This is a genomic window from Psychrobacter sp. van23A (assembly GCF_030845275.1).
Lineage (GTDB): Bacteria > Pseudomonadota > Gammaproteobacteria > Pseudomonadales > Moraxellaceae > Psychrobacter > Psychrobacter faecalis.
On sequence record NZ_CP132595.1, the window covers coordinates 2,104,794 to 2,128,589 of the forward strand.

Annotated in this window: 22 protein-coding genes; 9 read left to right on the forward strand and 13 right to left on the reverse strand. The window is 43.4% G+C overall.

Going from position 1 to position 23,796, the window contains the following annotated elements; genetic code table 11:
- Nucleotides 1–115: 115 nt before the first annotated feature.
- Nucleotides 116–388: a non-specific DNA-binding protein Hbs gene (locus RAH45_RS08935; protein ID WP_068404475.1), complete on the reverse strand. Its 273-nt coding sequence runs from the start codon at nt 386–388 to the stop codon at nt 116–118.
- Nucleotides 389–1,027: 639 nt separating this feature from the next.
- Here RAH45_RS08935 and RAH45_RS08940 point away from each other — a divergent pair.
- From RAH45_RS08940 to fdx, 8 genes are all read left to right on the forward strand, one after another.
- A complete protein-coding gene (locus RAH45_RS08940) occupies nt 1,028–1,675 on the forward strand; it encodes a hypothetical protein (RefSeq protein WP_191689652.1) in 648 nt (215 codons plus the stop codon).
- A gap of 498 nt (nt 1,676–2,173) precedes the next feature.
- The gene (locus tag RAH45_RS08945) at nt 2,174–2,701 is read left to right on the forward strand and encodes an Rrf2 family transcriptional regulator (RefSeq protein ID WP_191689654.1); all 528 of its coding nucleotides are present in this window, start codon (nt 2,174–2,176) and stop codon (nt 2,699–2,701) included.
- Complete coding sequence (locus RAH45_RS08950; RefSeq protein ID WP_191689656.1) at nt 2,698–3,924, forward strand: IscS subfamily cysteine desulfurase; 1,227 nt, start codon at nt 2,698–2,700, stop codon at nt 3,922–3,924. The genes RAH45_RS08945 and RAH45_RS08950 overlap by 4 nt, the downstream gene beginning before the upstream one ends.
- A gap of 229 nt (nt 3,925–4,153) precedes the next feature.
- Nucleotides 4,154–4,567: a Fe-S cluster assembly scaffold IscU gene (iscU, locus tag RAH45_RS08955; protein ID WP_068404483.1), complete on the forward strand. Its 414-nt coding sequence runs from the start codon at nt 4,154–4,156 to the stop codon at nt 4,565–4,567.
- Between the two features lie 226 nt (nt 4,568–4,793).
- The gene (iscA, locus tag RAH45_RS08960; protein ID WP_068404485.1) at nt 4,794–5,114 is read left to right on the forward strand and encodes an iron-sulfur cluster assembly protein IscA; all 321 of its coding nucleotides are present in this window, start codon (nt 4,794–4,796) and stop codon (nt 5,112–5,114) included.
- A gap of 187 nt (nt 5,115–5,301) precedes the next feature.
- A complete protein-coding gene (gene hscB / locus RAH45_RS08965; protein WP_191689657.1) occupies nt 5,302–5,892 on the forward strand; it encodes a Fe-S protein assembly co-chaperone HscB in 591 nt (196 codons plus the stop codon).
- A 223-nt stretch (nt 5,893–6,115) separates the two neighbouring features.
- Nucleotides 6,116–7,993, forward strand: a complete 1,878-nt coding sequence (gene hscA, locus RAH45_RS08970) for a Fe-S protein assembly chaperone HscA (RefSeq protein ID WP_306495191.1) — start codon at nt 6,116–6,118, stop codon at nt 7,991–7,993.
- A gap of 109 nt (nt 7,994–8,102) precedes the next feature.
- Nucleotides 8,103–8,441, forward strand: coding sequence for an ISC system 2Fe-2S type ferredoxin (gene fdx, locus RAH45_RS08975; RefSeq protein WP_068404490.1), 339 nt, complete (start codon nt 8,103–8,105; stop codon nt 8,439–8,441).
- Between the two features lie 101 nt (nt 8,442–8,542).
- Here fdx and RAH45_RS08980 read toward each other — a convergent pair whose 3' ends face one another.
- The 7 genes from RAH45_RS08980 to RAH45_RS09010 form a co-directional block, all read right to left on the reverse strand.
- Nucleotides 8,543–9,973 carry an adenylate/guanylate cyclase domain-containing protein gene (locus RAH45_RS08980; RefSeq protein ID WP_191689661.1) on the reverse strand — a complete coding sequence of 477 codons (1,431 nt, stop codon included), beginning with the start codon at nt 9,971–9,973 and terminating at the stop codon, nt 8,543–8,545.
- Nucleotides 9,974–10,425: 452 nt separating this feature from the next.
- On the reverse strand, nt 10,426–12,327 hold the full coding sequence (locus RAH45_RS08985) for a neutral/alkaline ceramidase (RefSeq protein WP_306495192.1): 1,902 nt from the start codon (nt 12,325–12,327) through the stop codon (nt 10,426–10,428).
- The gene (locus tag RAH45_RS08990; protein WP_306495193.1) at nt 12,328–12,669 is read right to left on the reverse strand and encodes a hypothetical protein; all 342 of its coding nucleotides are present in this window, start codon (nt 12,667–12,669) and stop codon (nt 12,328–12,330) included.
- Between the two features lie 364 nt (nt 12,670–13,033).
- Nucleotides 13,034–13,465 carry an HIT domain-containing protein gene (locus tag RAH45_RS08995; RefSeq protein WP_144296506.1) on the reverse strand — a complete coding sequence of 144 codons (432 nt, stop codon included), beginning with the start codon at nt 13,463–13,465 and terminating at the stop codon, nt 13,034–13,036.
- Nucleotides 13,466–13,858: 393 nt separating this feature from the next.
- Nucleotides 13,859–17,578, reverse strand: a complete 3,720-nt coding sequence (gene mfd / locus RAH45_RS09000) for a transcription-repair coupling factor (protein ID WP_306495194.1) — start codon at nt 17,576–17,578, stop codon at nt 13,859–13,861.
- Nucleotides 17,579–17,816: 238 nt separating this feature from the next.
- Entirely contained in the window at nt 17,817–18,359 is a 543-nt protein-coding gene (gene rraA, locus RAH45_RS09005; protein ID WP_082894266.1) for a ribonuclease E activity regulator RraA, read from the reverse strand.
- 75 nt (nt 18,360–18,434) lie between these two features.
- A complete protein-coding gene (locus tag RAH45_RS09010; RefSeq protein ID WP_068404498.1) occupies nt 18,435–19,136 on the reverse strand; it encodes an NAD-dependent epimerase/dehydratase family protein in 702 nt (233 codons plus the stop codon).
- A 524-nt stretch (nt 19,137–19,660) separates the two neighbouring features.
- Here RAH45_RS09010 and rpsT point away from each other — a divergent pair.
- Nucleotides 19,661–19,927 carry a 30S ribosomal protein S20 gene (gene rpsT / locus RAH45_RS09015; protein ID WP_010200097.1) on the forward strand — a complete coding sequence of 89 codons (267 nt, stop codon included), beginning with the start codon at nt 19,661–19,663 and terminating at the stop codon, nt 19,925–19,927.
- Between the two features lie 160 nt (nt 19,928–20,087).
- Here rpsT and RAH45_RS09020 read toward each other — a convergent pair whose 3' ends face one another.
- The 5 genes from RAH45_RS09020 to RAH45_RS09040 form a co-directional block, all read right to left on the reverse strand.
- Nucleotides 20,088–20,930 (reverse strand): histidine phosphatase family protein, encoded by an 843-nt coding sequence (locus RAH45_RS09020; RefSeq protein ID WP_068404500.1) that lies wholly within the window; start codon nt 20,928–20,930, stop codon nt 20,088–20,090.
- A gap of 106 nt (nt 20,931–21,036) precedes the next feature.
- Nucleotides 21,037–21,834 carry a metallophosphoesterase gene (locus RAH45_RS09025; RefSeq protein ID WP_068404502.1) on the reverse strand — a complete coding sequence of 266 codons (798 nt, stop codon included), beginning with the start codon at nt 21,832–21,834 and terminating at the stop codon, nt 21,037–21,039.
- Between the two features lie 164 nt (nt 21,835–21,998).
- The gene (gene pyrF / locus RAH45_RS09030; RefSeq protein ID WP_068404504.1) at nt 21,999–22,697 is read right to left on the reverse strand and encodes an orotidine-5'-phosphate decarboxylase; all 699 of its coding nucleotides are present in this window, start codon (nt 22,695–22,697) and stop codon (nt 21,999–22,001) included.
- Between the two features lie 86 nt (nt 22,698–22,783).
- On the reverse strand, nt 22,784–23,194 hold the full coding sequence (locus RAH45_RS09035; protein ID WP_068404506.1) for a lipopolysaccharide assembly protein LapA domain-containing protein: 411 nt from the start codon (nt 23,192–23,194) through the stop codon (nt 22,784–22,786).
- Nucleotides 23,195–23,267: 73 nt separating this feature from the next.
- Nucleotides 23,268–23,573: an integration host factor subunit beta gene (locus RAH45_RS09040; RefSeq protein ID WP_068404507.1), complete on the reverse strand. Its 306-nt coding sequence runs from the start codon at nt 23,571–23,573 to the stop codon at nt 23,268–23,270.
- Nucleotides 23,574–23,796: the final 223 nt, after the last annotated feature.

Sequence of the window (23,796 nt, forward strand, 5' to 3'; positions counted from 1 at the left end):
ATCTATTGTTTTACTGCCAACCAACGCTGTTTTTATTCGTGTATCACGTCGTCAACGAGCATTTGATTATTTTATTATAGAATAGCTAAAAAGAGTACAGCTTAAACAAAGCGGCTTAGTTTAAACGCTCTTTTAGGTTTTTACCGGCTTTAAAGCTTGGTACTTTGCTTGCTGGAATGCTAAGCTCTTCACCAGTCTTAGGGTTACGGCCAGTACGCGCTTTACGGTCTTTTACGCTAAAAGTACCAAAACCAACCAATGAGATGCTGTCGCCAGCTTCTAGCGCTTCACCAACACTTTCCATTACTGCATTCAAAGCTTCGCCAGCTTGAGTTTTATTTAGACCACTTTTTTCGGCGATGCTATCAATTAATTCTGACTTATTCATAAAATTTCCTTCAAGTTTTAGGGGGTAAAAAACGCTCACGCCAAGTATTGTATCGCTCTCAGAGTACTTAAGCAATAAAAACCACTGGCCTCACGCATAAACAGGTTTCGCTTTGTTAACGTCTTTATATCAAGGCAGCATAAGGAGCGCAAGCGATTTTACATATTTTTGTGCACTCTACTACGTATTTGACACTCAATGTTACTTAAAACTGCTGCAAATTTTCTATTAAATCGCTACTTTAGCTTATAGGATTTAACGAAATAAAGCACCTATCGTCAAAGCACCTATCTTTGTATTGGCTCTCTTATGCATTTTGCCTTGATAACCTAAATACTCAAATATGATGCAGGTGCTTAAACTCAGTTTTTATACTAACAAGCAAAATTAAAAACTAAAGCATAAACTTGGATCGAAAAATAGCTGCCAAGCCCGACTAATGCATTACCAGTCATAAGTTTTGGTGTCTTTATAGATGAGCAAATTATAAGGTAGTGTCTGACCAACTGACAGAAACGTGCGTTACTTTTTATGCTAAAGGCGTTACTATAAGCGCGATTGCATTGTACATTTTGGGTTGATTTTGACCTTTGTTTGTCCTTTTATCTTTAACTTACACAATAAAAACGGATTATTTACATGAAGCGTTCTACGTTGTCTCACTCTTTTCTTAATATCATATTGGTGTTTATCGAGTCGGCGCTGACCCTGCTGTTACGTTTAGACCCAGAACTCCGTAAAGCTGCTTATCCACTCGCCAAGCAAGAGACGGTCGTCGCGCTTAGGTTATACTTGCCTCATGTAGAGGTTTTCGCCACCTTTACTACCAAAGGGGTGTTATTAGATGATAGATTGCCTATCGGCCGTAGTGAGCCTGACGTCATTATCAACGCTTATAGCATTCAAGTGCTTAATGCCATCATCACCCACGATACTGAGTCGACTGAAAAGCTGCAAATGCGCGGTGAGGCGGTGCAAGTACAGCTGGTCAAGCAGTTTATTATGCAGCTTGGTTTTGGTAGCTTAATTCAAGGGCTGATTAAAAAGATTAAGGGCGGTAAAAGTAAGACCAAACCTACTGAAGCAGAAATGGCAGAAAAAAAGGAGAGTTATAAGCTGCGTATTAAAGAGCAGCAAACTCAAATCAACACGCTGACCATTAAAAACCGTGAACTTGAAACCACGGTTAAAGAACTGCAAAGTAAGCAGAAGACCTTTATTATTACCGCAATTATTTTTGCGGTTATCGCTATCGCTGCCATTATTGCTTTATTTATCATGACCTAATTTGTTATTAATTTTAGTATTGACGTTTTTTAAAGTCCTTTTTGTCATTTTTTATAGCGTTTAATAGGATGTAGACTTATTAAACGCTCTTGCTTCCTTTCTGTAGTTCACATCCTGCGCGTTCGCGTATTTATTCTCTTTTAAGCCTTAATATTACCTATCATTGTTTTTATCAATGATAGGAATAAGTCACACTCACCATTCAATCACACTTTAATCTTGACTAAATTACTCGGGATTGAGTATAATTACCCTATCGTTGCACACATCGGGTAAACCATCTGCTGTTTAATAGCGACAAGACACCACTTAGCCGATAGATGATTTTCCTGAATAGAAGCGCAAGTACGGCTAGCTACTAACTAGCCTTTAGCAATAAGTCGATTATAAATCTATTAAATCTATAAAGAACCTATTGATAACTATGCACTTTTGGAATACGACAAGACTAAGTTCGTTGTTAAATAAACTTTTTATAAAAAGGATTGGAGATAACACATGCGTTTGACTACTCGAGGCAGATACGCCGTGACCGCTTTACTTGATTTGGCTTTGCAGACCAGCCAACAAGACAGCGCCGTCTCTTTATCTGACATTGCTAAGCGGCAATCGATATCTATCTCTTATCTTGAACAGTTATTTTCCAAGCTCCGTAAGCGCGGTTTGGTCACCAGTATACGCGGTGCAGCAGGGGGTTATCATTTAGCTAAGCCCCTTGATCAGATTGATGTGATGAGCATCATTTCTGCTGTCGATGAATCTGTCGATGCGATGCAGTGCGGCGGACGCGGTAATTGTCAAAGTGGTACAATGTGCCTAACGCATGATTTATGGTGCGCTTTATCAAATCATGTCGAACAATACTTGAAAAATATAACATTAGCGCAATTATTAGACATGGAACATGTGCAGTCAGTCTCAGACCGTCAGCACCTCACGTTTCCAAACGACATTGCTACAAAAGATATGTCCACAAAAGACATCAACACTATTACTCTATCGACCAGCGAGGCAAACCCAGCATGAGCCAACATAACAACCTTATATACTTAGATTATGCCGCCACGACGCCAGTTGCTAAGTCAGTCGCTGCTAAAATGAGCGAATATCTGACGGTAGACGGCATCTTTGGTAACCCAGCATCACGCTCACATGGCTATGGCTGGCAAGCAGAAGAAGCGGTAGAAACGGCTCGTCAGCAAGTCGCTGAAGTGATTCATGCGGATCCACGCGAAATCGTCTTTACCTCGGGCGCGACAGAATCAGATAACTTAGCTATTAAAGGCGCGGCACATTTTTATCAGTCGCGCGGCAAGCACATCATTACTAGTAAAATTGAGCACAAAGCGGTTTTAGATACTTGCCGTGAGCTTGAGCAAGAAGGTTTTGAGATTACTTACCTTGAGCCACAAGCTGGTACGGGCTTGATTTTGCCAGAGCAAGTACAAGAAGCCCTACGTGACGATACGATTTTAGTATCACTAATGATGGTCAATAATGAGCTTGGTACCATTACCGATGTTGCCGCGATTGGTGAGATCACTCGCAAAGCTGGCGTTGTATTCCATGTCGATGGTGCGCAGTCTGTGGGTAAAATACCTGTCAATCTTGAAGAGATGAAAATTGACTTGATGAGTTTTTCAGGTCATAAAGCCTATGGCCCTAAAGGTATCGGTGCGCTATTTGTTCGCCGTAAACCTCGTATTCGCCTAAAAGCTGAGCAGCATGGTGGTGGTCATGAGCGCGGTATGCGTTCAGGTACCTTGCCGACGCACCAAATTGTTGGGCTAGGTGCTGCATTTGCATTGGCCAATGAGCGTTATGCAGAAGACCATGCTCACGTGGCAAAGCTGCGCCAAAAGCTGTGGGACGGTCTACAAGATATCGAAGAGATTTATCTAAACGGTGATTTAGAAAACAGCGTGCCTAACATCATTAATATCAGCTTTAACTTTGTTGAAGGCGAGTCACTGATGATGTCGTTAAAAGACTTGGCGGTTTCATCAGGTTCAGCCTGTACTTCAGCGACGCTTGAGCCATCGTATGTATTGCGCGCCATCGGTCGCCCAGATGAGTTGGCCCATAGCTCAATCCGCTTTAGCTTTGGTCGTTATACCACCGAAGAAGATATCGATACCGTGGTAAAACAGATGCATGAAGCGGTAGACAAATTACGCGCGCTATCGCCACTTTGGGATATGTATCAAGAAGGCGTTGATTTAGACTCGGTAGAATGGTCTGAGCATTAATATTTATTTATAAAACTTTAATAGTAAAAAGGTTTAATGGTTATCAGGTATAAGCATTAAACCAAATAATTCATCAGACAATTATAAATACCATTTTTATAATATGTGTTTGACCCCAATTATCGATGAGTAGACAGATATTTAAACTTAATAAGTGAGTTATTTGGAAAGTTACTTATATAACTTAACATTTAAGTGGCTACTCATCATCTAACTAGGAGAAAACCCCATGGCCTATAGTGACCAAGTTATTGATCATTACGAAAACCCACGCAACGTCGGCAATCTTGACAAAAATGCCAAAAACGTTGGTACGGGTATGGTTGGCGCCCCAGCCTGTGGCGATGTGATGCGCCTACAAATCCAAGTCGATGATAACGGTATCATCGAAGATGCACGCTTTAAAACCTATGGCTGCGGTTCAGCAATTGCTTCAAGCTCGCTTGTCACCGAGTGGCTAAAAGGCAAAAGCTTAGACCAAGCTGGCGAGATCAAAAATATGGATATCGCTGAAGAATTGGCATTACCACCGGTAAAAGTGCATTGCTCAGTCCTTGCAGAAGACGCCATTAAAGCCGCCATTAGCGACTATAAAGGTAAGCATGGTACAGCTGCGGCAGTAACAGAAGAAGCAACCAGCTAAATTTATATAAAGCCTTGCGCTTATTTATATAATAGGCGCAAGTAGCGAATTTGAAAACAAACATGAGTAATACGACGTTAGAAGCTACTAACGCCCCTAAGGTGACAATAACGCTCATGTAATTGTCACCTTTTATTTATTTTTAACGCTTTATTGGCAGTGGTGTTGATAAAAACGCTTTTGCCGCAATTATTATCTCAATTATTGATAGTCAATGGGAGTTGGCATGATTGAAATGACAGAACGCGCCGCTCAGCATGTTCAAGACTTTTTGGACAATCGCGGTAAAGGTGAAGGCATCCGAGTAGGTATCCGTACAGCAGGCTGCTCAGGCTTGGCTTACGTGCTAGAGTTTGTTGACACGCCTGATGAAAACGACACCCGTTATGAAAGCCGTGGCGTCAATATTTTTATTGATCCTAAAAGCTTGGTTTATTTAGATGGCTTAGTGATGGATTATGAAAAAGAAGGTCTCAATGAAGGCTTTAAATTCACCAATCCCAATCAAAAAGGTGAATGTGGCTGCGGTGAATCGTTTACCGTCTAAAGCTCTAAACCAGAGCGCGCTAAACGATTGATATACGAGCGCTTAGCACCTAAAACCTGAGTTAGCGCTTAGATACTGAGTAAGTACTGAACTTTAAAAGAACAGTATTTAAAACAGACAGTAAACAAAACAGCGCATAAGTAAAAGCAAATCTTCACAAGAATAAATAAAAACAAAGGCAGACGCTATGACAGACATCACGCCAGACGCACAGTTTGATAACTTCTTTGCCCTATTTGAACAACCTGTACAGTTTGCGGTCAATCAAGAGCGCCTTGATCAACAGCTGCGTCTGCTACAAAAACGCTATCATCCGGACAATCTTGTTGCTGATAGCAAAAATACAGCCGATAGCGCACAAGCTAAGCAGCAATCAGAGCAAGCCTCAGCGCTGATTAACCAAGCTTATCAAACGTTAAGTGCCCCTGACAGTCGTGCCAGCTACTTGTTGGATATCGCTGGGCAGGCGCAGAACTTAGAGCATTCGATTGCCGATCTGGACTTCTTAGAAGATGCGATGCAAATGCGTATGGATTTGGATGATGCGATTGAAGGCAAAGAGCTTGCCGCGCTGAAGCAACTACATCCGCAGATTACCGAGCGTCTAAATAAACAATCTGAGCGTTTTGATAGTGCTTATCAGAGCCAAGATTGGCAAACGGCGATTGATGCCACGCAAAAATTAAAATTTTTGGTGAAATTAGATGCCGATGTTACTACAGGGCTTGATGAAGTTGCGTCTGCTGAGCATTTGGATGACGATGATTTATACGTTTAACGTCATGCTAAGGACGATTGTTTATATTTACGAGTAACGAGCTTATATGCGGATATGGTTAAAATAACCACTCCTCTGCCGTATAATTGTAAACATTAAATGCGCTTTATCATTTTTACTATGATTTGTTAAATCCAAACACTTACTTAAATTTTAAATACTAGTCGCCCATATATTGTATTTGTACCATTTCACTTAATTCATTTTATCTTTGAGTTTTCTTATGTCTTTATTGCAAATTGCCGAACCCAATCAAAGTGCCCAACCTCATCAACATCGTTTTGGCCTAGGAATTGACCTTGGTACGACGCGCTCATTGGTCGCTGTGGTACGCTCAGGCAAGGCGCAAGTTTTGCAAGCCGATACAACGACCGATACCTTATTGCCGTCGGTGGTCTACTATCCAAGTGCTGGCAAGCCCTTAGTCGGCTATGATGCCCTTACCCATTTAGCAGATGATCCAAAAAATACCATCGTCTCGGCTAAGCGCTTTATGGGCCGTAGCCAAGCCGATATTAAATTCTCCCATCCCTATGAGTTAAGTGGCAGCAAAGATGCCATGCCAGCTTTTGTGACGGCGCAGGGTGAAGTCTCTCCTGTCGAAGTGTCAGCGCGTATTTTAGCCGCGCTAGAGCAACGTGCCGCAAGCGCTTTGCCAGATGACAGCATACAAGGTGCGGTGATTACTGTGCCCGCCTATTTTGATGAAGCGCAGCGTCAAGCTACTAAAGATGCGGCGCAAGCTGCTGGTATTAACGTTTTGCGTTTATTAAATGAGCCTACCGCAGCCGCCGTTGCCTACGGTCTTGATCAGCCTACTGATGACAATAGTGAAAACTACTACTTAATCTATGATTTGGGTGGTGGTACTTTTGATGTATCTATTTTAAAGCTCAGCGATGGCGTGTTTGAAGTCTTAGCAACGGGCGGCAATAGTGCGCTTGGCGGTGATGATATCGACCGCTTACTGACCAATTGGCTGATTAAGCAGTTAAATATTGACCCTAAAGACGTGAGCCTGCACGACAAATCCATACTCGCCCAACAAGCAAAAAGCTATAAACAAGCATTGACCGATGCTGAGCAAGTCGATATCGACATTGTTGTTAATGAGCGCTCTTTTCAAGGTGTGTTACGCCGCGACGATTTGATAACAATTGCAGAGCCTGTCAGCCGCCGCACGCTAAGTGTCTGCGAGCAAGTATTGCGTGATGCCAAATTATCTGTCGCTGACTTAGATGAAGTCATTTTGGTCGGTGGTTCTACGCGTATGCCTGCGGTGCAGCAGGTGGTGGCAGATTTCTTTGCTAAAGAACCGCTTTGCCGTCTTAATCCAGATGAAGTTGTGGCTTTAGGTGCTGCCCAAACCGCGCAACAATTGGTCAATGGTGACAGCGATAATAGCTTGTTATTACTCGATGTGACGCCTTTATCGCTCGGTCTTGAGACTATGGGCGGCTTGGTTGAAGTGCTGATTCCGCGCAACACCCCTATTCCCGTCAAAAAACGCCAAGTCTTTACCACTTACCAAGATGGTCAAACCGGCATGGTCATTCATGTGGTGCAAGGCGAGCGTGAAACAGTGGATAACTGCCGCTCACTTGGACGCTTTGAGCTATATGGTATTCCGCCGATGAAAGCGGGCTTTGCGCGTATCGAAGTGACCTTTAGTATTGATGCCAATGGTCAGCTGACCGTCAGTGCGCAAGAAACAACGACCAAGACTGAAAGTAAAATTGATATTGTGCCATCTTATGGTCTGTCTGATGAGCAAAAAGAGCAATTATTAATCGCAGGCTTTAAGTATGCGGAAGAAGACAAAAATGCGCGCTCGCTAATTGAAACCAAAGTAGAAGCGGAACGTGAATTATTGGCGCTACAGTCGGCGCTTAACGAGTTTGCGGCGTTAATCACACCTGAAGAGCAGCGGTCGTTGACCGAGAGCATGCAAGCCTTGCAAACCGCGCTTAGCACCGACGACTTAACCGTTATTGAAAGCGCGCAAGGCAAATTAAAGCCACACAGTGATGCTTTTGCCGCGTGTATTATGAATCAAAGCGTCAAAGCAAGTATGTCGGGTACCAGTGCGCAAGATTGGTAGTAGATAGCATTTATACCAATCATATGATAGGCGCTTAAGACACTCACTTAGCAACTGTACTAGATTGACCTTTTTTATTTTTAATTGATTAGCAGCGGACGAATAACTTATGCCAAAAATTACAATATTACCTCACCATGAAATCTGCCCAGAAGGCACCGAAGTCGAGCTAGAATCGGGCACAAACTTATGTAAAGCGCTACTTGAAAAAGGCATCAAGATTGAACATGCCTGCGAGATGTCAAAAGCCTGTACTACTTGTCATGTCGTGGTGCGTAAGGGCTTTAACACCTTAGATGAGATGGACGATATCGAAGCGGATTTATTAGATCGCGCGTGGGGTCTGGAGCCTGATTCACGCCTATCGTGCCAAGTGATGCTTGAAGATGATGATTTAACGATTGAGATTCCTAAATACACGTTAAACCATGCGAAAGAAAATCATTAAATAATAAAGCTGAAGCATGAAATGAAACTAAAAAATCCAGTTATGATAAATAACTGGATTTTTCTTTTTATAAATACTTTCAAGTCGCAATCAATCTGTACCTAATTATGACTGATATTTTCCTGCTTACTTGCTGTGACTATCTCAAGCAGCGCCGCCTGCTCTTCTTGTTCGATACGGGCAAGCGCTAGATTCAAGCGATTTCTGATATCTTGATAGTCATTATTTTGCATGTCTTTAAAGTTCAAATGCAAATTAAAACCAGGTAGCGTATGATCCACCCATTTTGACAACTGACCTTTATTTTCATCAGGGTCGAGTACTTGCCACGCGCTTACCTTATTATCAAAACCTTTGAGCTGAAAAGCACCGACATATTCACAGTCATAATCATGCGAAATATAATCATGGGTACTTTCGCTAATAAATATCTGGCCTTTACCCGCGACTGCCTCAAGCCTTGACGCAAGGTTGGCCTCTTTCCCAATCAGCGTATAGCTCAAACGGTTGTTATTGCCAAAATTGCCGACGTGACAGTAGCCGGTGGTAATGCCGATACGGATATATAGTCCCTCGAAACCGAGCAGCCGCCATTTTTGCCGCAAGGTGCGCATTTCACGGCGCATATCTATCGCCATTGCCACACAATCAAGCGCATCTTGGCGCGGCCCTCGACTGTTCGGCTCCCCAAAAAAGCACACCATCCCATCGCCGATAAACTTATCCAGCACCGCGCCGTGCTTATTGGCGATTAACGTCATACAATGCATATAGGTATTTAGAATGTCCGCCAAATTGTCAGCGCTCAGACTATCGGACAATTCTGTAAAGCCGACAATATCTGAAAACATCATCGTCAGTTTGGCACGTTTATTTTCGACGCTAACGGGACTGTCAGATTTAACGATTGGTTCCCAAACTTGCGGCGGTACAAAGCGCGTCAATTTATTAATGACAGAAACCATGGTATTTAGACGTCCAGCCGCTTGCCGCGCTCGCGCTTCATAATCTACATAATCACGATAAACATGGCGAAAATGGCACAGTATCACAATCATACTGGCCAATAACACCGCAGGGGTAACAAAGCTGTCGTGACAGTCCATCTCCGTGCTATTTAAAGTCACACTGACGTAATAAAAGACAATGACCGTCACTACTGATGCAGCGAGAAGTTTAAGATGGTTTTCAGGGCTACTAAGAATAATCCGCAGACCGATGAGCGCTGCTAGACTGAGCGAAATCACTGCACAAAACTGTATCGAACCTATGACCGCTGAAGATAAAATAATAACAATGTTAGACGTCCAAAAACTGGCTGGCCGGCGATAGTTATAGATTAAAATCAGCAAACTCGGCAGACAAACCACGACAGCGAGCGCCATCGACGTCGGACTAAAGTTGTAATGTATTGCGAGCAATACGACCGTTAGTATTAAAACAAAAATTTCTGGATAATCAAATCGATAGGCATTGCTATTACTACCACCCTGTACAGGAATCTTTGGGCTTGTGGTTTCAAAAAATGCCATGGTCAAGGTTCGCTTAAAGGAAAACTGTCGAAGGTTTGAATAAAAATTAAAGCGGATCTTCTATTAACATATGTTTTTGTGCAGTCTTTAGATTAATAAGTACTTAGGTTAATAAGCATTCAGGTTGCTAACCCCTTAAGTTAACAAGTAAATGCGTTAATAAGTAAATCGCTTTATCAACATTTGATAATATAAGTAGATAGGAAATCTACCTATTATACGGCTTTAATGCCTTCTTACCTAGGACACTGGTAAGTAAAAGCATACCACTTGTCGCTTATTAGCCATAAAAAGCAGTGTAAAGCTCATGATTAATAAAAACTATTTGCATTAAAAACGACTTGAGTTAATAACCATAACAAAGACAAAAAAGCCAGATAATATCTATCTGACTTTTGCGAAGTGAAAAATAAATATAAGCCCATACTCAACAACTATCTGAATAAAAACAGTTATTGCGCACTAAAACTATTAGAAACGCCTGAATAAGGCTTAATTTTATGCGTCCAACCGCTCTTCCAGTCGCCTTGATGGGTCAATCGATAAGTACCTGCTGGGGTGTCCTTAGCTATTCGCCAATCAATGATGGCTTTACTATACGCCGCTCCTCCGCGCTGCCACGTATAAGTGGTATCAAAATCACTATCACTCAGATAATCGACCCATTTACCATTGTCAAGACGCTGTACTTTTAAGAAACTGTCTTCGGTACGTAGATTATTTTTGGGATGAGCACCGCGGAATACTGCCGTAGCAATGTCACCCTTTTGATAACTGGTTTTAGGCTGAGTGAGGGTTTGTCCCCAAGTTTGTTTTAAAGGCTTATCGTCGAAGACCACCCCTGGCCGCTCATTAAAGGATTTGCCTGAGCGATCAGGCGGTGTGGCGCTGTCATAGACTTCTATACCATCACGCAGCGCTTCAGCCAGCCGCGTGTATTCTTGGATATAAGCAGCGGTTTGATATGGACCATACTTAGTAGACGCGCCTTCGTAATGCTGAGTAGCAAATTCTTCGCGCGTGCTCAAATAGCCGCTATAGTTATTCGCCAAACCATTAATAATAACGGTATCAACCCCCGAGTCTTGTAGTTGAGCAAGCACGGCAACGCGCATCCGGCGTCCAACCATGGTCGTCGGCTCGGCAGGGATGGCAACGAGAGCGATATTACCGATACGCATCAGTTGCACCGGCTGCTGAGTATTAATCCAGCCCCAGCTTCCCGTTGGCAATAAGACTTGTTTTTCCGCCTGACAATCATCTTGGCTGACGGTTGATACTATAACAAACGCGCCGCGCGTTAAACTGCCCAAAAATGATTGATCGACTTTATTGATATCGTCATTGATACGGAAATTTTCTCGGGTCATGCCCTCATACATACAAGGTATATTTGAGGGGCCATTCTCCCCGCCAGCGGCAAACGAGTAACCACGAGCTGGCATACATAAGACTTTATTACCCGTGCCATTGGTAAACTTGCCATCGACCTGATAGCCCTTTAAGTCAATCCAGCGCGCGCGTACGTCTACTGGTCCAGCAACCGGCACGCCTTGATGCCAAAGCTCAACCGCTTTATCCAGCTGCATCTGCCCATCCCGTCTAACGTTTTCCCACTCGTTATCGCTCCCTTGAAAGCCCGGTTTAGAATTGGCATTACCACCTGCCGCCAGCACATTGCCTTCATCAGCATTGGTAAAAGCTGCGAAAAACGGCTTGTTTGATGCTCCGCCAAAAATCTTTTCCGCGACGCGCTGAGCAAAGCCTTCGTTATCAGCACTTAGGTGCATAAATTTATTACTAAAACTGGTTGGATGCAGCGCAAACCAATTGATCAGACCTACTGGGGTGCCATCGGCGTCATTAAGACGCAGCTGGGTCATGGTTTCATTGACATTACTATCAAAGTCTTTAGCGTCTTTATTATTGTTATAGGCAAACTCCGAGCGATTGACTGTCGCACCCTTTAGCTCGCCTTGCGCCAAAGATAACGTCCCTGCCGTCAAGGTAGCGTGAGCGCGTTTAATTGAGGTGACAATACCATTGACGATAGCATTGAAGTTTTGGCTGCTATAGCCTGCTAGCGTGTCATCGGTACTGGCAATTTGATACAGCTGCTGATGTGAGTAGCCGGCGTTACCCCCATGGGTGTGGGTGGCGGTGAGCATGACATTGTCATCGTTATATAAGTCACCATAATCCGCTTTTAGACGTTTAATGACCTCAAGTTTTACCGCGGTAAACATCGCGCCCATATCTGCTGATACATAGACGACGCGTTTGCCCGTATTTTTGTCCGCTTCGCCGATAATAAAAGCATAAGAGTACAAACGGTCGTTGATACCTTGTACCACCTACCCCGCCGCATAACCAAACATGCCAGTTTCGGCAGCAGCTCCGGTGATATCTGCCTTACCACTACCAACGAGATACTGACTTGTCGGCATTGTTCTCATAGACATAGCAGAAGCGCTACGATTTAACGTGACAGAGCTGTCCGCTGCGGCAGTAGCATTTTCACTAATCGTTGGCCCCAAATCGGACAAGGCTGCAGCAGATTGTACGGATGCCAACTGTGTTGAAGCAGACTCCGTTGAATCCGTCTCACATGCCGTTAGGTTCAATACAGTGGTACAAATAGAGATGAGTAACATAAAAGGTCGTAATAGTGGAGGTGCGATAGAGGAAGTAGCCATTTGTTATCCTTAACATAGAGTAAAATCTTCAACTGAAAAATCTCAGTCTAAGATTAAATATCCCGCAACCTGTGATGCGCGCTTAATCAATGATAACTATTGATAACTACCAATACACATCAATCCACGAAAACGGCTGCAAGTACATAAGTTGGCTATATCCATTTAATCAACCCACTCTCTAATATAAAAATTAACAAACAAATGTAGAATATTTTATAGCAACCAAACCTTCAATTGCCCTTAAAAACCACTTTACTATGATTTTACTTTGAGCATACCTACTTAAATAAGATGGCTTAGATAAAACGACTTAAATAAAAAGTACTAAAGTCACATTTATCAACCATTACCTAAAGCTTAACTACATTTGCCAATCGAACGGCATTTGATGATGACCACGCAGCGCCATCATCAGCGTTTGCTGCATTTGCGCCAACACTTCTTTGGTATAAGGAACGGCAGGAATGCCCCATACTGGATTTGGCCATTGCATGTCGTTTTGATAGCGGACGATATGATGAAAATGTAGCTGCGGTACTTGATTACCGAGGGCAGCCACATTCATTTTATCTGCTTGGAAAGTCTTAGCAAGTTGGCTTGATAACCAGCTCGACTCACGCAAAAACTGCGCTTGGTCTGCCTCAGATAGCTCGTATAATTCTTTGATACCTGATACCCGCGGTACCAATATTAACCATGGAAACTGACAATCATTGATTAAACGACAGGTTGATAATGGGAAATCACCCACTAAAAAACTGTCGGCTGCAAGTTTATGATGAAGTTGGAACATAATGACGGTTCTCTTGTTATGACGCTCAAATAAATGGAATTAAAATACCGGGTGGTGTTCTAAAAAGTATGCTGGCGATAAAAGCCAATAAGAAATCTATGCGAAGTTCTCTGATTCTATAGGGCTTTCAAGACTTCAAAAATTATTCAAATTTTAATCAGCATACTTTTTGACACACCACCAAATACCGAAAAGCAGAACTGAATTTACTAAACTATAATACGCTTAAAGCATTATGCTTAAAGAAACAGCAGGCTAAATATAAGATGCCGCTATTTTATCAGTTATCCAAGCGATAAAATAGCGCCGTGACCGATTGTCTTAGCGTATGGTATTTGCTGTACTTAAACGATTTCATAAATGTGCTTGGTTTAGCGATATAAACAAACAAAGCTAGGCAGACTCTGTCACTGTATGCTCGCTAAAATAGCGCAATAGGTCTTGAATGACGCTGACACGCTGCTGCGGTGTTGCCAGCTTATTGCTATCTTGATAGCGTATACCAGAGGCACCGTTCATACGATAGCGCTGACCGTCTTTTTGAATCAGCTGAATAATCGCTAAGGCGTCGACCGGCGTATCAGGCGCAAATTCTAGTGTTAGGCTGCTGCTATTGGCATCAATCTTATTAATCTTTAAGGGTTCAGCTTGTAGACGCAGTCCATGAATGGCAAATAATTGCTTGGTTTGGTCGGGCAGCGTCCCAAAACGGTCAATCATTTCGGTACGAATATCGGTCAAGGCTTCTTTATCATCAGCATTACTAATACGTTTATAAAACAATAAGCGCTGATGCACATCGTGCAAATATTCTTCTGGTATTAGCGCTGAGCTGTGCAAATTGATTTCACTAGTCAGCGACAATGGCGTGCTTAAATCTGGCTCTTTACCGGCTTTAATCGCCTTCGTTGCGCGCTCAAGCATGTCCATATATAGACTAAAGCCAATCGCTTGCATGTTACCACTTTGCTGTTTACCAAGGATTTCACCCGCGCCACGAATCTCTAAATCTTCGCTTGCCAGCATAAAGCCTGCACCCAAGGTATTGGCGCGTTCAATCGCATGCAGACGGCGCTTGGCATCGCCTTTAAGCCCTTTGATAGAAGGTACGAGCAAGTAGCAATACGCTTGATGATGACTCCGGCCAACACGACCTCGCAGCTGATGCAATTGCGCCAAACCAAACTTATCGGCGCGCTCAATGATAATAGTATTGGCATTGGGTACATCAATACCGGTTTCGATAATGGTCGAGCATATCAGCACGTTGAACTTTTTATGATAAAATTGCTGCATCACTTGCTCAAGTTGGCGCTCTTGCATTTGCCCATGCGCAACCCCTACTCGTGCTTCAGGCACCAGTTCACGGACGGTCTCGGCCATACGCTCAATACTGGCGACATCATTGTGCAATAGATAAACCTGTCCGCCGCGTAGTAGCTCACGCAAGATGGCTTCTTTTAATAAGGCATCGGTCTTTTGCATGACAAAGGTTTTAATCGCCAGACGACGTGCAGGCGGGGTGGCAATAATCGACATATCACGCATCCCTGAGAGCGCCATATTAAGCGTTCTAGGGATTGGCGTCGCGGTCATCGACATACTGTCTACATCGGTCTGAATCGCCTTGATACGCTCTTTATGGCGTACGCCAAAACGGTGTTCTTCATCGACAATCATTAAGCCCAGATTAGAGAACTTCACATCAGGTTGCAGAAGTTTATGCGTACCAATGACGATATCGACCTTACCTGCTGCGAGGTCTGTTAACACCGTATCTTGATGCTTTTTACCACCAAAGCGCGACAAGGTTTCAATACGTACCGGCCAATCAGCAAAACGGTCGCGGAAATTGTCTTCATGTTGACCTGCCAGCAAGGTTGTCGGCACCAACACCGCCACTTGATAACCGGCACTCACTGCAATGAACGCCGCACGCATAGCCACTTCTGTTTTACCAAAACCAACATCACCGCAAATAAGTCGATCCATCGGCTGGTTCTGCCGCATGTCTTCCATCACCGCATGAATGGCATTGGCTTGATCAGGCGTTTCTTCAAAGGCAAATTGACTGGCAAATAGCTCATATTGCGATGGGTCGATTTTAAAATGAATACCGACTTTCGCTTCGCGCCGTGCTTGCATATTAAGCAGTTCAGCCGCCACGTCATGGATTTGCTCGAGCGCCTTTTGCTTGGCTTTATCCCATTTACCGCTACCAATTTTGTGTAGGGGCGCAAGTGCAGGGTCACCGCCACTATAACGGTTAATCATTTGTAAATTGGCAACCGGTACATAGATACTGGCGTCATCAGCGTACTTTAGGTGGATAAACTCTTGCTCGCCGTCACCAACATCGAGCGTAATCAGGCCATTGTAACGCCCAATACCATGCTCGATATGCACCACTGGACTCCCTTCGGTGATTTCGGTGACGCTTTTAACCAAGAACTCTTCTGACACCCCGCTTTGTCGGCGACGACGCGTTTGCAGCACTTGCCGGCCAAATAATTGCGTCTCACTAATCACCACTAAGCGCTCAGGCACGTAAACACCGCGTTCAATAGGCGCAATGGTCAATCCGACTTGCGGTAACTTATTACTATTATCCTTCGATTTGTCCGCTGCTAAAAACGCCTCAAAGCTATCGTAAGCTTTGACATCTATTTTGCCTTTAAACAGTTCAATCAGAATTTCACGCCGACCCGCCGTTTCTGCCACAATTAATACAGGTGTTGCTGTTTGCGCTTGCAACTCTAAAAACGCTAACAGTTCGCTAAGGGGTTCGGCTTTTTGATGATTGACTGGTAGTTGTGGCGGCTCTTGCGCACTTAGTGTCACTAGCCCTTGTTTTTTTGGCGGCAGGGTTAATGGTTCAGATGCTAAGGTTGCGTCATCGTTATCAATGCTATCAATCGCAGCGACATCAGTCATGGTCGCAAGCTCATTACGCGCACTCAATATCACTCGCGGATAATAATTAAGATGTTCGTTTAGACTATTTGATAATAAATATAACAATTCAGGCGCAACGATGGGCTTGTCAATATCGTGACGGCGCTCTTCATAACGGCGCTGAATTTGTGACCAATAATCTGCCTGTTTTTCGTTAATCAGCTCATCGGTAATAAACAAGGCATCGCTTGGCAAATAGGAAAACAAACTACTTTCTGCCATCCAATCCTTTAAATCAAAAAACAGTGGCTGATAATACTCAAGTCCGCTACTGGCAATACCTGCCATGACATCTTTATGCAGCTCAGATTTGCGGCTACTGGCATTGGGGAACATGGCGGCAAAGTTGGTGCGGAACGTCTCCCGCCCTTCATCGAGCGGAAACTCTTTAGCGGGTAGTATTTGAAATTGCTTAATGGGCTTTGAGATATCTGGCAGTTTATGCAGCAGCGATAGCGATTCTTTGCCCATGCTGCTATCGTTGCCGCTTATCATGGTTTTGAGGTCATCAACGGTCAATGTGCGCTGGGTCTGCGGATTAAAAAAGCGAATGGTCTCAATTTCATCATCGAATAAATCTAGGCGTAGCGGAAATGGCTGACCCATGGCAAAGATATCAATGATACTACCACGTACGGCAAATTCGCCCGGCTCAAAGACGTTCTCAACCGCGCGATAACCCGCCTTTGCCAATAGTTCGCGCTGAGTATTGATATCAAATCGATCACCGACACTCAAATCAAAATGCTGCCCTATCAACCAGCTTGGCGGTGCGACACGGTGCATCAATGCCTGTACCGATATTAACAATACCCCTGACGTTGGCATATCCGTTAACAGGTTAATACGCTCGCTGACGATATCTTGATGCGGAGACAGCTCATCATAGGTCAGCGTTTCCCAATCAGGGAACACATAAGCATCGACGCCGCAAAATGCCAACTCCGTCTCTATCTGGTTAAGCTGATTTTGGTCACGCGTCACCACAACCTTTAGACGGTCAGCCACATCCCATAGCGGCGTTTGTACCAGACTTGCGAGCCACAAGCTACTGACTGCTCCATGCACAGGCGCCAGCCAACGCCGCTCGGCATTCTGGATAGGAAATAACTGCTGGTTAATAGGGTCAAAGGCGTCGGTCAAAGCAGTGATAGACATAAAGGATAGGGTCAACGTTAAGAGTCAGAAAGCTATTATACGAATATTTGCGCAATTACCAAAATTTATGCCGTAACGGTTTGTCACTTAGCCTTGTTATGAAAAAACCAAAAACTAAACAATTGATAAAACGCATATTCATCTATAACGACAAGCTACTTAAATACAAAAACCTCAACGATTAAGCTGAGGTCTCGGAGTTATAACCATTAAGCTACTGTTAAAGTATAAGCTATTTTTAAATTAATGGTTTTTCGCTTGCGATAATGCCGTTATTGTCGGCATAAACAAACATACCTGAGTTTAACGTTAAATCACCAAAGCGGATTTCAATATCGGTTTGACCTTCATCGCGGCGATTTGATTTGCGCGGGATGCAACCAAGCGCCATGACACCGATATCCATTTGCGCCATATCATCTACATCACGCACGCAGCCATATACCACCACCCCTGCCCAGCCATTATCAATCGCTGATTGCGCAATCATATCGCCGAGCAACGCGCAGCGCATTGAACCGCCACCGTCAACGACCAAGACTTTGCCATTGCCGTCTTTATCTTTGCCATCGCTGTTTAATAAGGATTTTACACGGCTATTATCTTCAAAGCATTTTACCGTCACGATTTCACCGCAAAATCTGTCTTTACCGCCAAAGCTATAAAATGATTTGCCTTCAATATTGGGCAAACATACCTGCGACTCAGGATTGGCATCTAATAAATCACAAGTGACAAAGTTGTCTTTATTCATCGTGGTTGTTTCTGCTGTGTCTGACATCGTGACGCTCCTTGTTAAGTTAAATAGTTGAATTATCTATCATGAAATCTGAGTTTTTATTAATTTATGTTTAGGCTATTTTTTGACTTTGGTCATTGCTAGTAGCTGTTTATTTTCGATAATTTCCGTGTCTGTAATGGTAGGCTCACTACGATATTTATTACGCTGATACACCTCATGCGCACTCATCGCCATCGCACTGGCAACGCGCTTGGCAGAAATAGGATGCAAGGATAATGACTCGGGGACGATTGGCGAGATCAGTTTAAAGGCTTTTTGACCAAAGCTTTCAAGCGGACGGCCTTTATGCTTGCCAAGTAATAGTGATGGTCGAAAAATCACCAACTGGGTAAAACCTAGCGCCATAATAGACTGCTCTGTTTCCGCTTTGACCCGATTGTATAAAAAACGGCTGTCGATATCGGCATTCATTGAGGACAATAAAAAGAAGTTTTCCACGCCTTTCGCACGGCACAATGTGGCAAAATTGACATTATAGTCGTGGTCAACTTTTCGAAACGCTTCATCACTACCTGCTTGTTTTTTGGTGGTACCAAGGCAGCTAAAGGCATCGGTCTTACTATCTGCGCCGACACTGGCAAATATTTCAGCCAAGTTATCAAAATCATTGACCTGATAAAAGCGCATGCTGGCATTGATGTAGCGAGGCGGCCGCCGTGCAATCACAATCAACGTGTCATAAAGCTCACTAAGCTGCTTAACAAGATGCTGTCCGACCAGTCCTGTTGCGCCAATTACAATTGCTTTTCGCTGCATAGCCTATCCATTTATATCATGTTGGGGTGTTTATAATGCTAAAAATGATGTCTTATAGAAATTGTTTGCTTTGGTATCATACCTAAATTAACAACTCGCTAGCGCTATTCTACACAATTTATTGTAAGAGATTTTATCAACGGTTAGGTTTATGGGAATCATTCAGAATTTTAAGTCTAACTTTTGTTATATAATTCACTTGTTAGCGCGATAAACCCTTTAATTAAACCTTTAAGATCGGCTAACATAACTTCTTTTAGCATTAATCATCAAATATATTGTTCTAAGCGCAATAATTTGCTAAGATAACCGGCTTTACACGTCAACGCTGTTTAATTATTCCAAACAGTTCTGGCGCGAGCGATGCTCTATTACTATTAGGTGCTTTAATAACAGATAAGTGCCCTCATAATAGACATCGACATCATGTTTGGCGAGAGGCTGCTCGTCACCGATGATTGTTAAACCCATTATTATTGCAATCAACATTCATATTTTTATCTGTCTTTATCAAGGAGATACGCGTGGCTAATACTGCACAAGCTCGTAAACGCGCCCGTCAAAACACCAAACGTCGTCAGAACTCTGCGTCACAACGCTCTATGGTTCGTACTTATCTAAAACGTGTTGATGCGGCTATCGCTGCTAAAGATTATGACGCGGCTACCGAAGCTTACAAAAAAGCGGTACCGGTTCTTGATCGTATGGCTGACAAAGGTATTATTCATAAGAATAAAGCTGCTCGTCGTAAGAGCCGCCTAAACAAAACTATCAAAGGCCTACAAGCTTAAGATTGATTGCGTTTAGACCGCATCGCACTTGATGGTGTGATGACCAAAACCTTGCTACTGGTTTTCATACTGGAGCAAGGTTTTTTTATGCCTATTTAAAAGGTAACCGTTACTATTTAAAAAACATTATAAGGCTAATTAAATACTCCAAAAATAAAGCCTATGTCCATTTTACTTCTGGTGGCAATAGTAATTTGCTTGGATGAAAACCAGCGGCACGGTAGCCCTGTAATAAATCGCTGATTGGACGAATATATACTTGCCCGCGCCAAACGAAATAGGCATTGGCTTGCTCAAAAGGCTTATCATCAAACCACAAAAACACCCCTTCCATCATCTTTGGCCAATCATTCCAATCAATCTCAACCACGTCTAGCATCACTGCCAAAAACGCTGATAGTAACGTATCATGACTGACGGCGAGCATTAAATGCCCATGTTGCGGCTGGTTTTGATAAAAAAGCGATAAAAGATCAAGTCCGCCTTGATAAGCATTTTTCGTGCCTTCAAGATTGCCTTGTAAGAAGCGATTGATAAAGTTTAGCACACCAATTTCTTTAAAAATCGGGTTGGCAATCTCAGGTTCGGTCACCAGACTGCCAGGTTCAACCAGTAGCGATTGATGGGCAATATCACGTCGTAGTCCCGCACCCTCTTGCATCAGCTGCGCGGTATCAATACAGCGACCAATCGGACTTGAGATACTATCAACATCGAGCGAATACGGCAAATGTTCTGCTAGCCAGCGCCCCCAAGACTTTGCCAACACGCGACCTTTTGGCGTTAGCGGCAATTGATAACTGGCAAAACCATTACCATCAGAGCGCTCGCGCAGAGAATGTCTGGTAAATAAAATCAGTCTTTTATCTACTGGCAACAAACCGACCGAAGACATCATACTGTCAGGTAAGTGAGAAGGTGCAGGTGCGTTCGGCCTGAGGTTCGTAGGCTTTTCAGCCGGTGTCGATCGTCCCGATGGGGTATTATTAGGCAATTTACTCATGATAGTAAGCGTAGCAGATTTATTGATGAGAATGAACAAAATATAAGGTCAGTTGCACTATAGCTTATTCCGCTACATATCGATATAAGCGCTTGGTTAACAGGATTTAGCCAATATCCACCACTTTGTTCCAGATGAACGCCAATTCGGTACTGCTCACCTCATTAGGATAAGCACGCGGATTGACTATCACCCGCGTTTTATTAATTTGATAATCAAAGGCTTCATGGGTATGGCCATGTACCCATAGCACAGGTGCCCAGTCCTCATGCATCCAGCTCGATAAATCACTAACAAAGGCGGCATTACTCGGCAAGTTGGCAAATTTCTCAGACACAGATAATGGGCTAATACTATGATGACTCATGACCACCGTTTTTTTACCCAATGCTTGCGCCGTTATCAGCGCTTGCTGTAGCCATTGACGATGTGCAGTATGGATTTGTATCGATACTTCAGGAGAGAACAGCTCGCCACCCGCATAAATTTGCTTATAATCGCGCATAAAACGCCTAGCCGCTGCCATCGTATCGGCATCGGCTTGATATTGATAGTCCGTCCATAACGTACAACCTAGAATCCTTACCTTACCGATGTCAATATACTGACACTGTAAAAAGCGCACGCCCTGCTCTAATTCACTATCATAATTATCCCAAGTGGCAAGCTTTTTATCGAAATGCAGCACATCTTCGCCGAAGTATTCATGATTGCCCGCGATGGTAATCAAAGGTACTTGCAAATGCGCTGCCTGCTCTTGTAGCCATGGCATACCATCATCGCTATTGGCAGTATCTCCCGCTACCAATACCACGTCTGCGTCCGTTTTAGGGATGCGCCCTAGTGGATACGACTGCCGCGCATAACTATCAATATGTAAGTCACTTAAAATCTGTAATTTCATAGGTTTTACTATTATCCAATCAAACTATTTGCAAAAGTCAGCTTTTTCCTCAGCTTACGATTAGCGTGAATTTAACCAGTGTAGCAGCTTTTCGTTAACGAGCAAAAAGTAAAAAAGACAGCGGATTAGGCTGTCTTTTTTTATTATACGGTCGATCTATAGCGCTAAAGACTGTTCAATATCAATTGTAATTTAGCCAAAGGATCAACAGCTTGGGTGATTGAGCGACCAATCACCAAGTAATCAGAACCATCTGCTAACGCTTGCTTCGGTGTACAGATACGTTTTTGATCATCAGCATTGTCGTCTGGCAAGCGAATGCCAGGAGTAATCAATTTAAAATCTTCACCACATAATGCTTTAAGTGTTTTTGCTTCTTGTGCTGAGCATACTACCCCATCAAGACCTGCTTGCTTGGTCAATTGTGCCAAACGGCTCACTTGGGCATCTAGGCCGTCGGTGATACCTGTTTGCGTCAGTGCCTGATTGTCCATAGAAGTCAGCACGGTTACGGCGATTAGCAGGGTTTCAAAATTACCGTTCAACAAGCGCTGCTTGGCTAATGACATGGCCTCAAGGCCCGCACTTGCATGCACGTTGACCATCCATACGCCAAGCTCGGCTGCTGCAAGTACCGCTTGTGCCGTGGTATTAGGAATATCGTGAAATTTCAAGTCCAAAAACACGTCAAAATCACGCTGATGTAGCGCTTTAACAATTTCAGGACCACAGCGGGTAAACAGCTCTTTGCCTACTTTTAAGCGACATAACGCTGGGTCTAATTGGTCAGCTAGTGCTAAAGAGGCATCTTTAGTCATATTATCCAGTGCAACGACGACTGGAGAATGGATGGTGTTATTCATAGTTGTGCCACGTTCTATCAGTTTATTAAATGATTATTATTAAATTATTATATAAACGTCTCAATATAAGAATGCTTAGTTAGCACTCAATGCTCACGCTTTTGCTTGGTTAAAGTAGCACCATCGTCTACATCGATAACGCTGCCGTCTTGTACATTGGTCGCTGTCGCGCCGTAAACCGCTTCTTGTACTGATGGTGCGTTTGCCTGACGGTCAATGACGATATTGGCCTGCGTCACCTGCTCTTGCAGATTGGCATTTAGCTTTTGTAGCCGTGAGATTTCCCACTTATTTTGTAGCACACGGAAGATAAGCAGCGCGAGTAGCATGCCAATCACAATGCCTAGTATCAAGCACAGAATCAGTAATAAGCCCAAATTCATCGTTGGTGCTTGGGAGAAAAGTAGATTCACCCCAACTTCGGTATTATTGGCCAATACCAAACCGAGCGAATAAGCGAAGCTTAAAAACAGTAATACCAGCAGTAAAATACGCATCAGAGATATCCTTTTATGTTGAATCGTATGAACCGTTTAACAAAGAACGCGACATTCTGACGGCTCTGCTTACCTAACCGTTTGCTACCTTGGCATTGACAGCTTCACGTAGCGCTTTGCCCGGCTTAAAGTGTGGAATGGCTTTTGCAGGTACGGGTACGCTTTCGCCTGTTTTAGGATTGCGCCCCATACGGGCACGGCGATGATGAAGACAAAAACTACCAAAGCCACGCACCTCTACTCGGCCGTCATTGGCTAAGGTATCGGTCATCAAATTTAATATTTCGCGTACTGCATCATCGACGACAGTGTCTGTCATGTTGTCACAATTCGCACTCAGATTACTAATAAATTCGGACTTGTTAATTGCTTGCTGCATTATCACATGGACCTTATTGATTAATGGATAAGATGATATGAAGTAAATGAACCGTTTAGGTCTGTTTAATTTAACTTTCACATCTCGTTACTCAATGTTGCAAATGATAGCGGATATTGGCATAAATAGGAATAAGAGTTTCCTTTTTTACCATAAAACCTTACTAACTTGCCCCATACTCAAATTTAATCACAAAAAAAAGCGACCGGAGTCGCTTTCTTTT

Bases quoted from the DNA above. Each gene is read 5' to 3' on its own strand.
- RAH45_RS08935 (WP_068404475.1), bottom strand. From the start codon at position 388: ATGAATAAGTCAGAATTAATTGATAGCATCGCCGAAAAAAGTGGTCTA.
- RAH45_RS08940 (WP_191689652.1), top strand. From the start codon at position 1,028: ATGAAGCGTTCTACGTTGTCTCACTCTTTTCTTAATATCATATTGGTG.
- RAH45_RS08945 (WP_191689654.1), top strand. From the start codon at position 2,174: ATGCGTTTGACTACTCGAGGCAGATACGCCGTGACCGCTTTACTTGAT.
- RAH45_RS08950 (WP_191689656.1), top strand. From the start codon at position 2,698: ATGAGCCAACATAACAACCTTATATACTTAGATTATGCCGCCACGACG.
- iscU (WP_068404483.1), top strand. From the start codon at position 4,154: ATGGCCTATAGTGACCAAGTTATTGATCATTACGAAAACCCACGCAAC.
- iscA (WP_068404485.1), top strand. From the start codon at position 4,794: ATGATTGAAATGACAGAACGCGCCGCTCAGCATGTTCAAGACTTTTTG.
- hscB (WP_191689657.1), top strand. From the start codon at position 5,302: ATGACAGACATCACGCCAGACGCACAGTTTGATAACTTCTTTGCCCTA.
- hscA (WP_306495191.1), top strand. From the start codon at position 6,116: ATGTCTTTATTGCAAATTGCCGAACCCAATCAAAGTGCCCAACCTCAT.
- fdx (WP_068404490.1), top strand. From the start codon at position 8,103: ATGCCAAAAATTACAATATTACCTCACCATGAAATCTGCCCAGAAGGC.
- RAH45_RS08980 (WP_191689661.1), bottom strand. From the start codon at position 9,973: ATGGCATTTTTTGAAACCACAAGCCCAAAGATTCCTGTACAGGGTGGT.
- RAH45_RS08990 (WP_306495193.1), bottom strand. From the start codon at position 12,669: ATGGCTACTTCCTCTATCGCACCTCCACTATTACGACCTTTTATGTTA.
- RAH45_RS08995 (WP_144296506.1), bottom strand. From the start codon at position 13,465: ATGTTCCAACTTCATCATAAACTTGCAGCCGACAGTTTTTTAGTGGGT.
- mfd (WP_306495194.1), bottom strand. From the start codon at position 17,578: ATGTCTATCACTGCTTTGACCGACGCCTTTGACCCTATTAACCAGCAG.
- rraA (WP_082894266.1), bottom strand. From the start codon at position 18,359: ATGTCAGACACAGCAGAAACAACCACGATGAATAAAGACAACTTTGTC.
- RAH45_RS09010 (WP_068404498.1), bottom strand. From the start codon at position 19,136: ATGCAGCGAAAAGCAATTGTAATTGGCGCAACAGGACTGGTCGGACAG.
- RAH45_RS09020 (WP_068404500.1), bottom strand. From the start codon at position 20,930: ATGAGTAAATTGCCTAATAATACCCCATCGGGACGATCGACACCGGCT.
- RAH45_RS09025 (WP_068404502.1), bottom strand. From the start codon at position 21,834: ATGAAATTACAGATTTTAAGTGACTTACATATTGATAGTTATGCGCGG.
- pyrF (WP_068404504.1), bottom strand. From the start codon at position 22,697: ATGAATAACACCATCCATTCTCCAGTCGTCGTTGCACTGGATAATATG.
- RAH45_RS09035 (WP_068404506.1), bottom strand. From the start codon at position 23,194: ATGCGTATTTTACTGCTGGTATTACTGTTTTTAAGCTTCGCTTATTCG.
- RAH45_RS09040 (WP_068404507.1), bottom strand. From the start codon at position 23,573: ATGCAGCAAGCAATTAACAAGTCCGAATTTATTAGTAATCTGAGTGCG.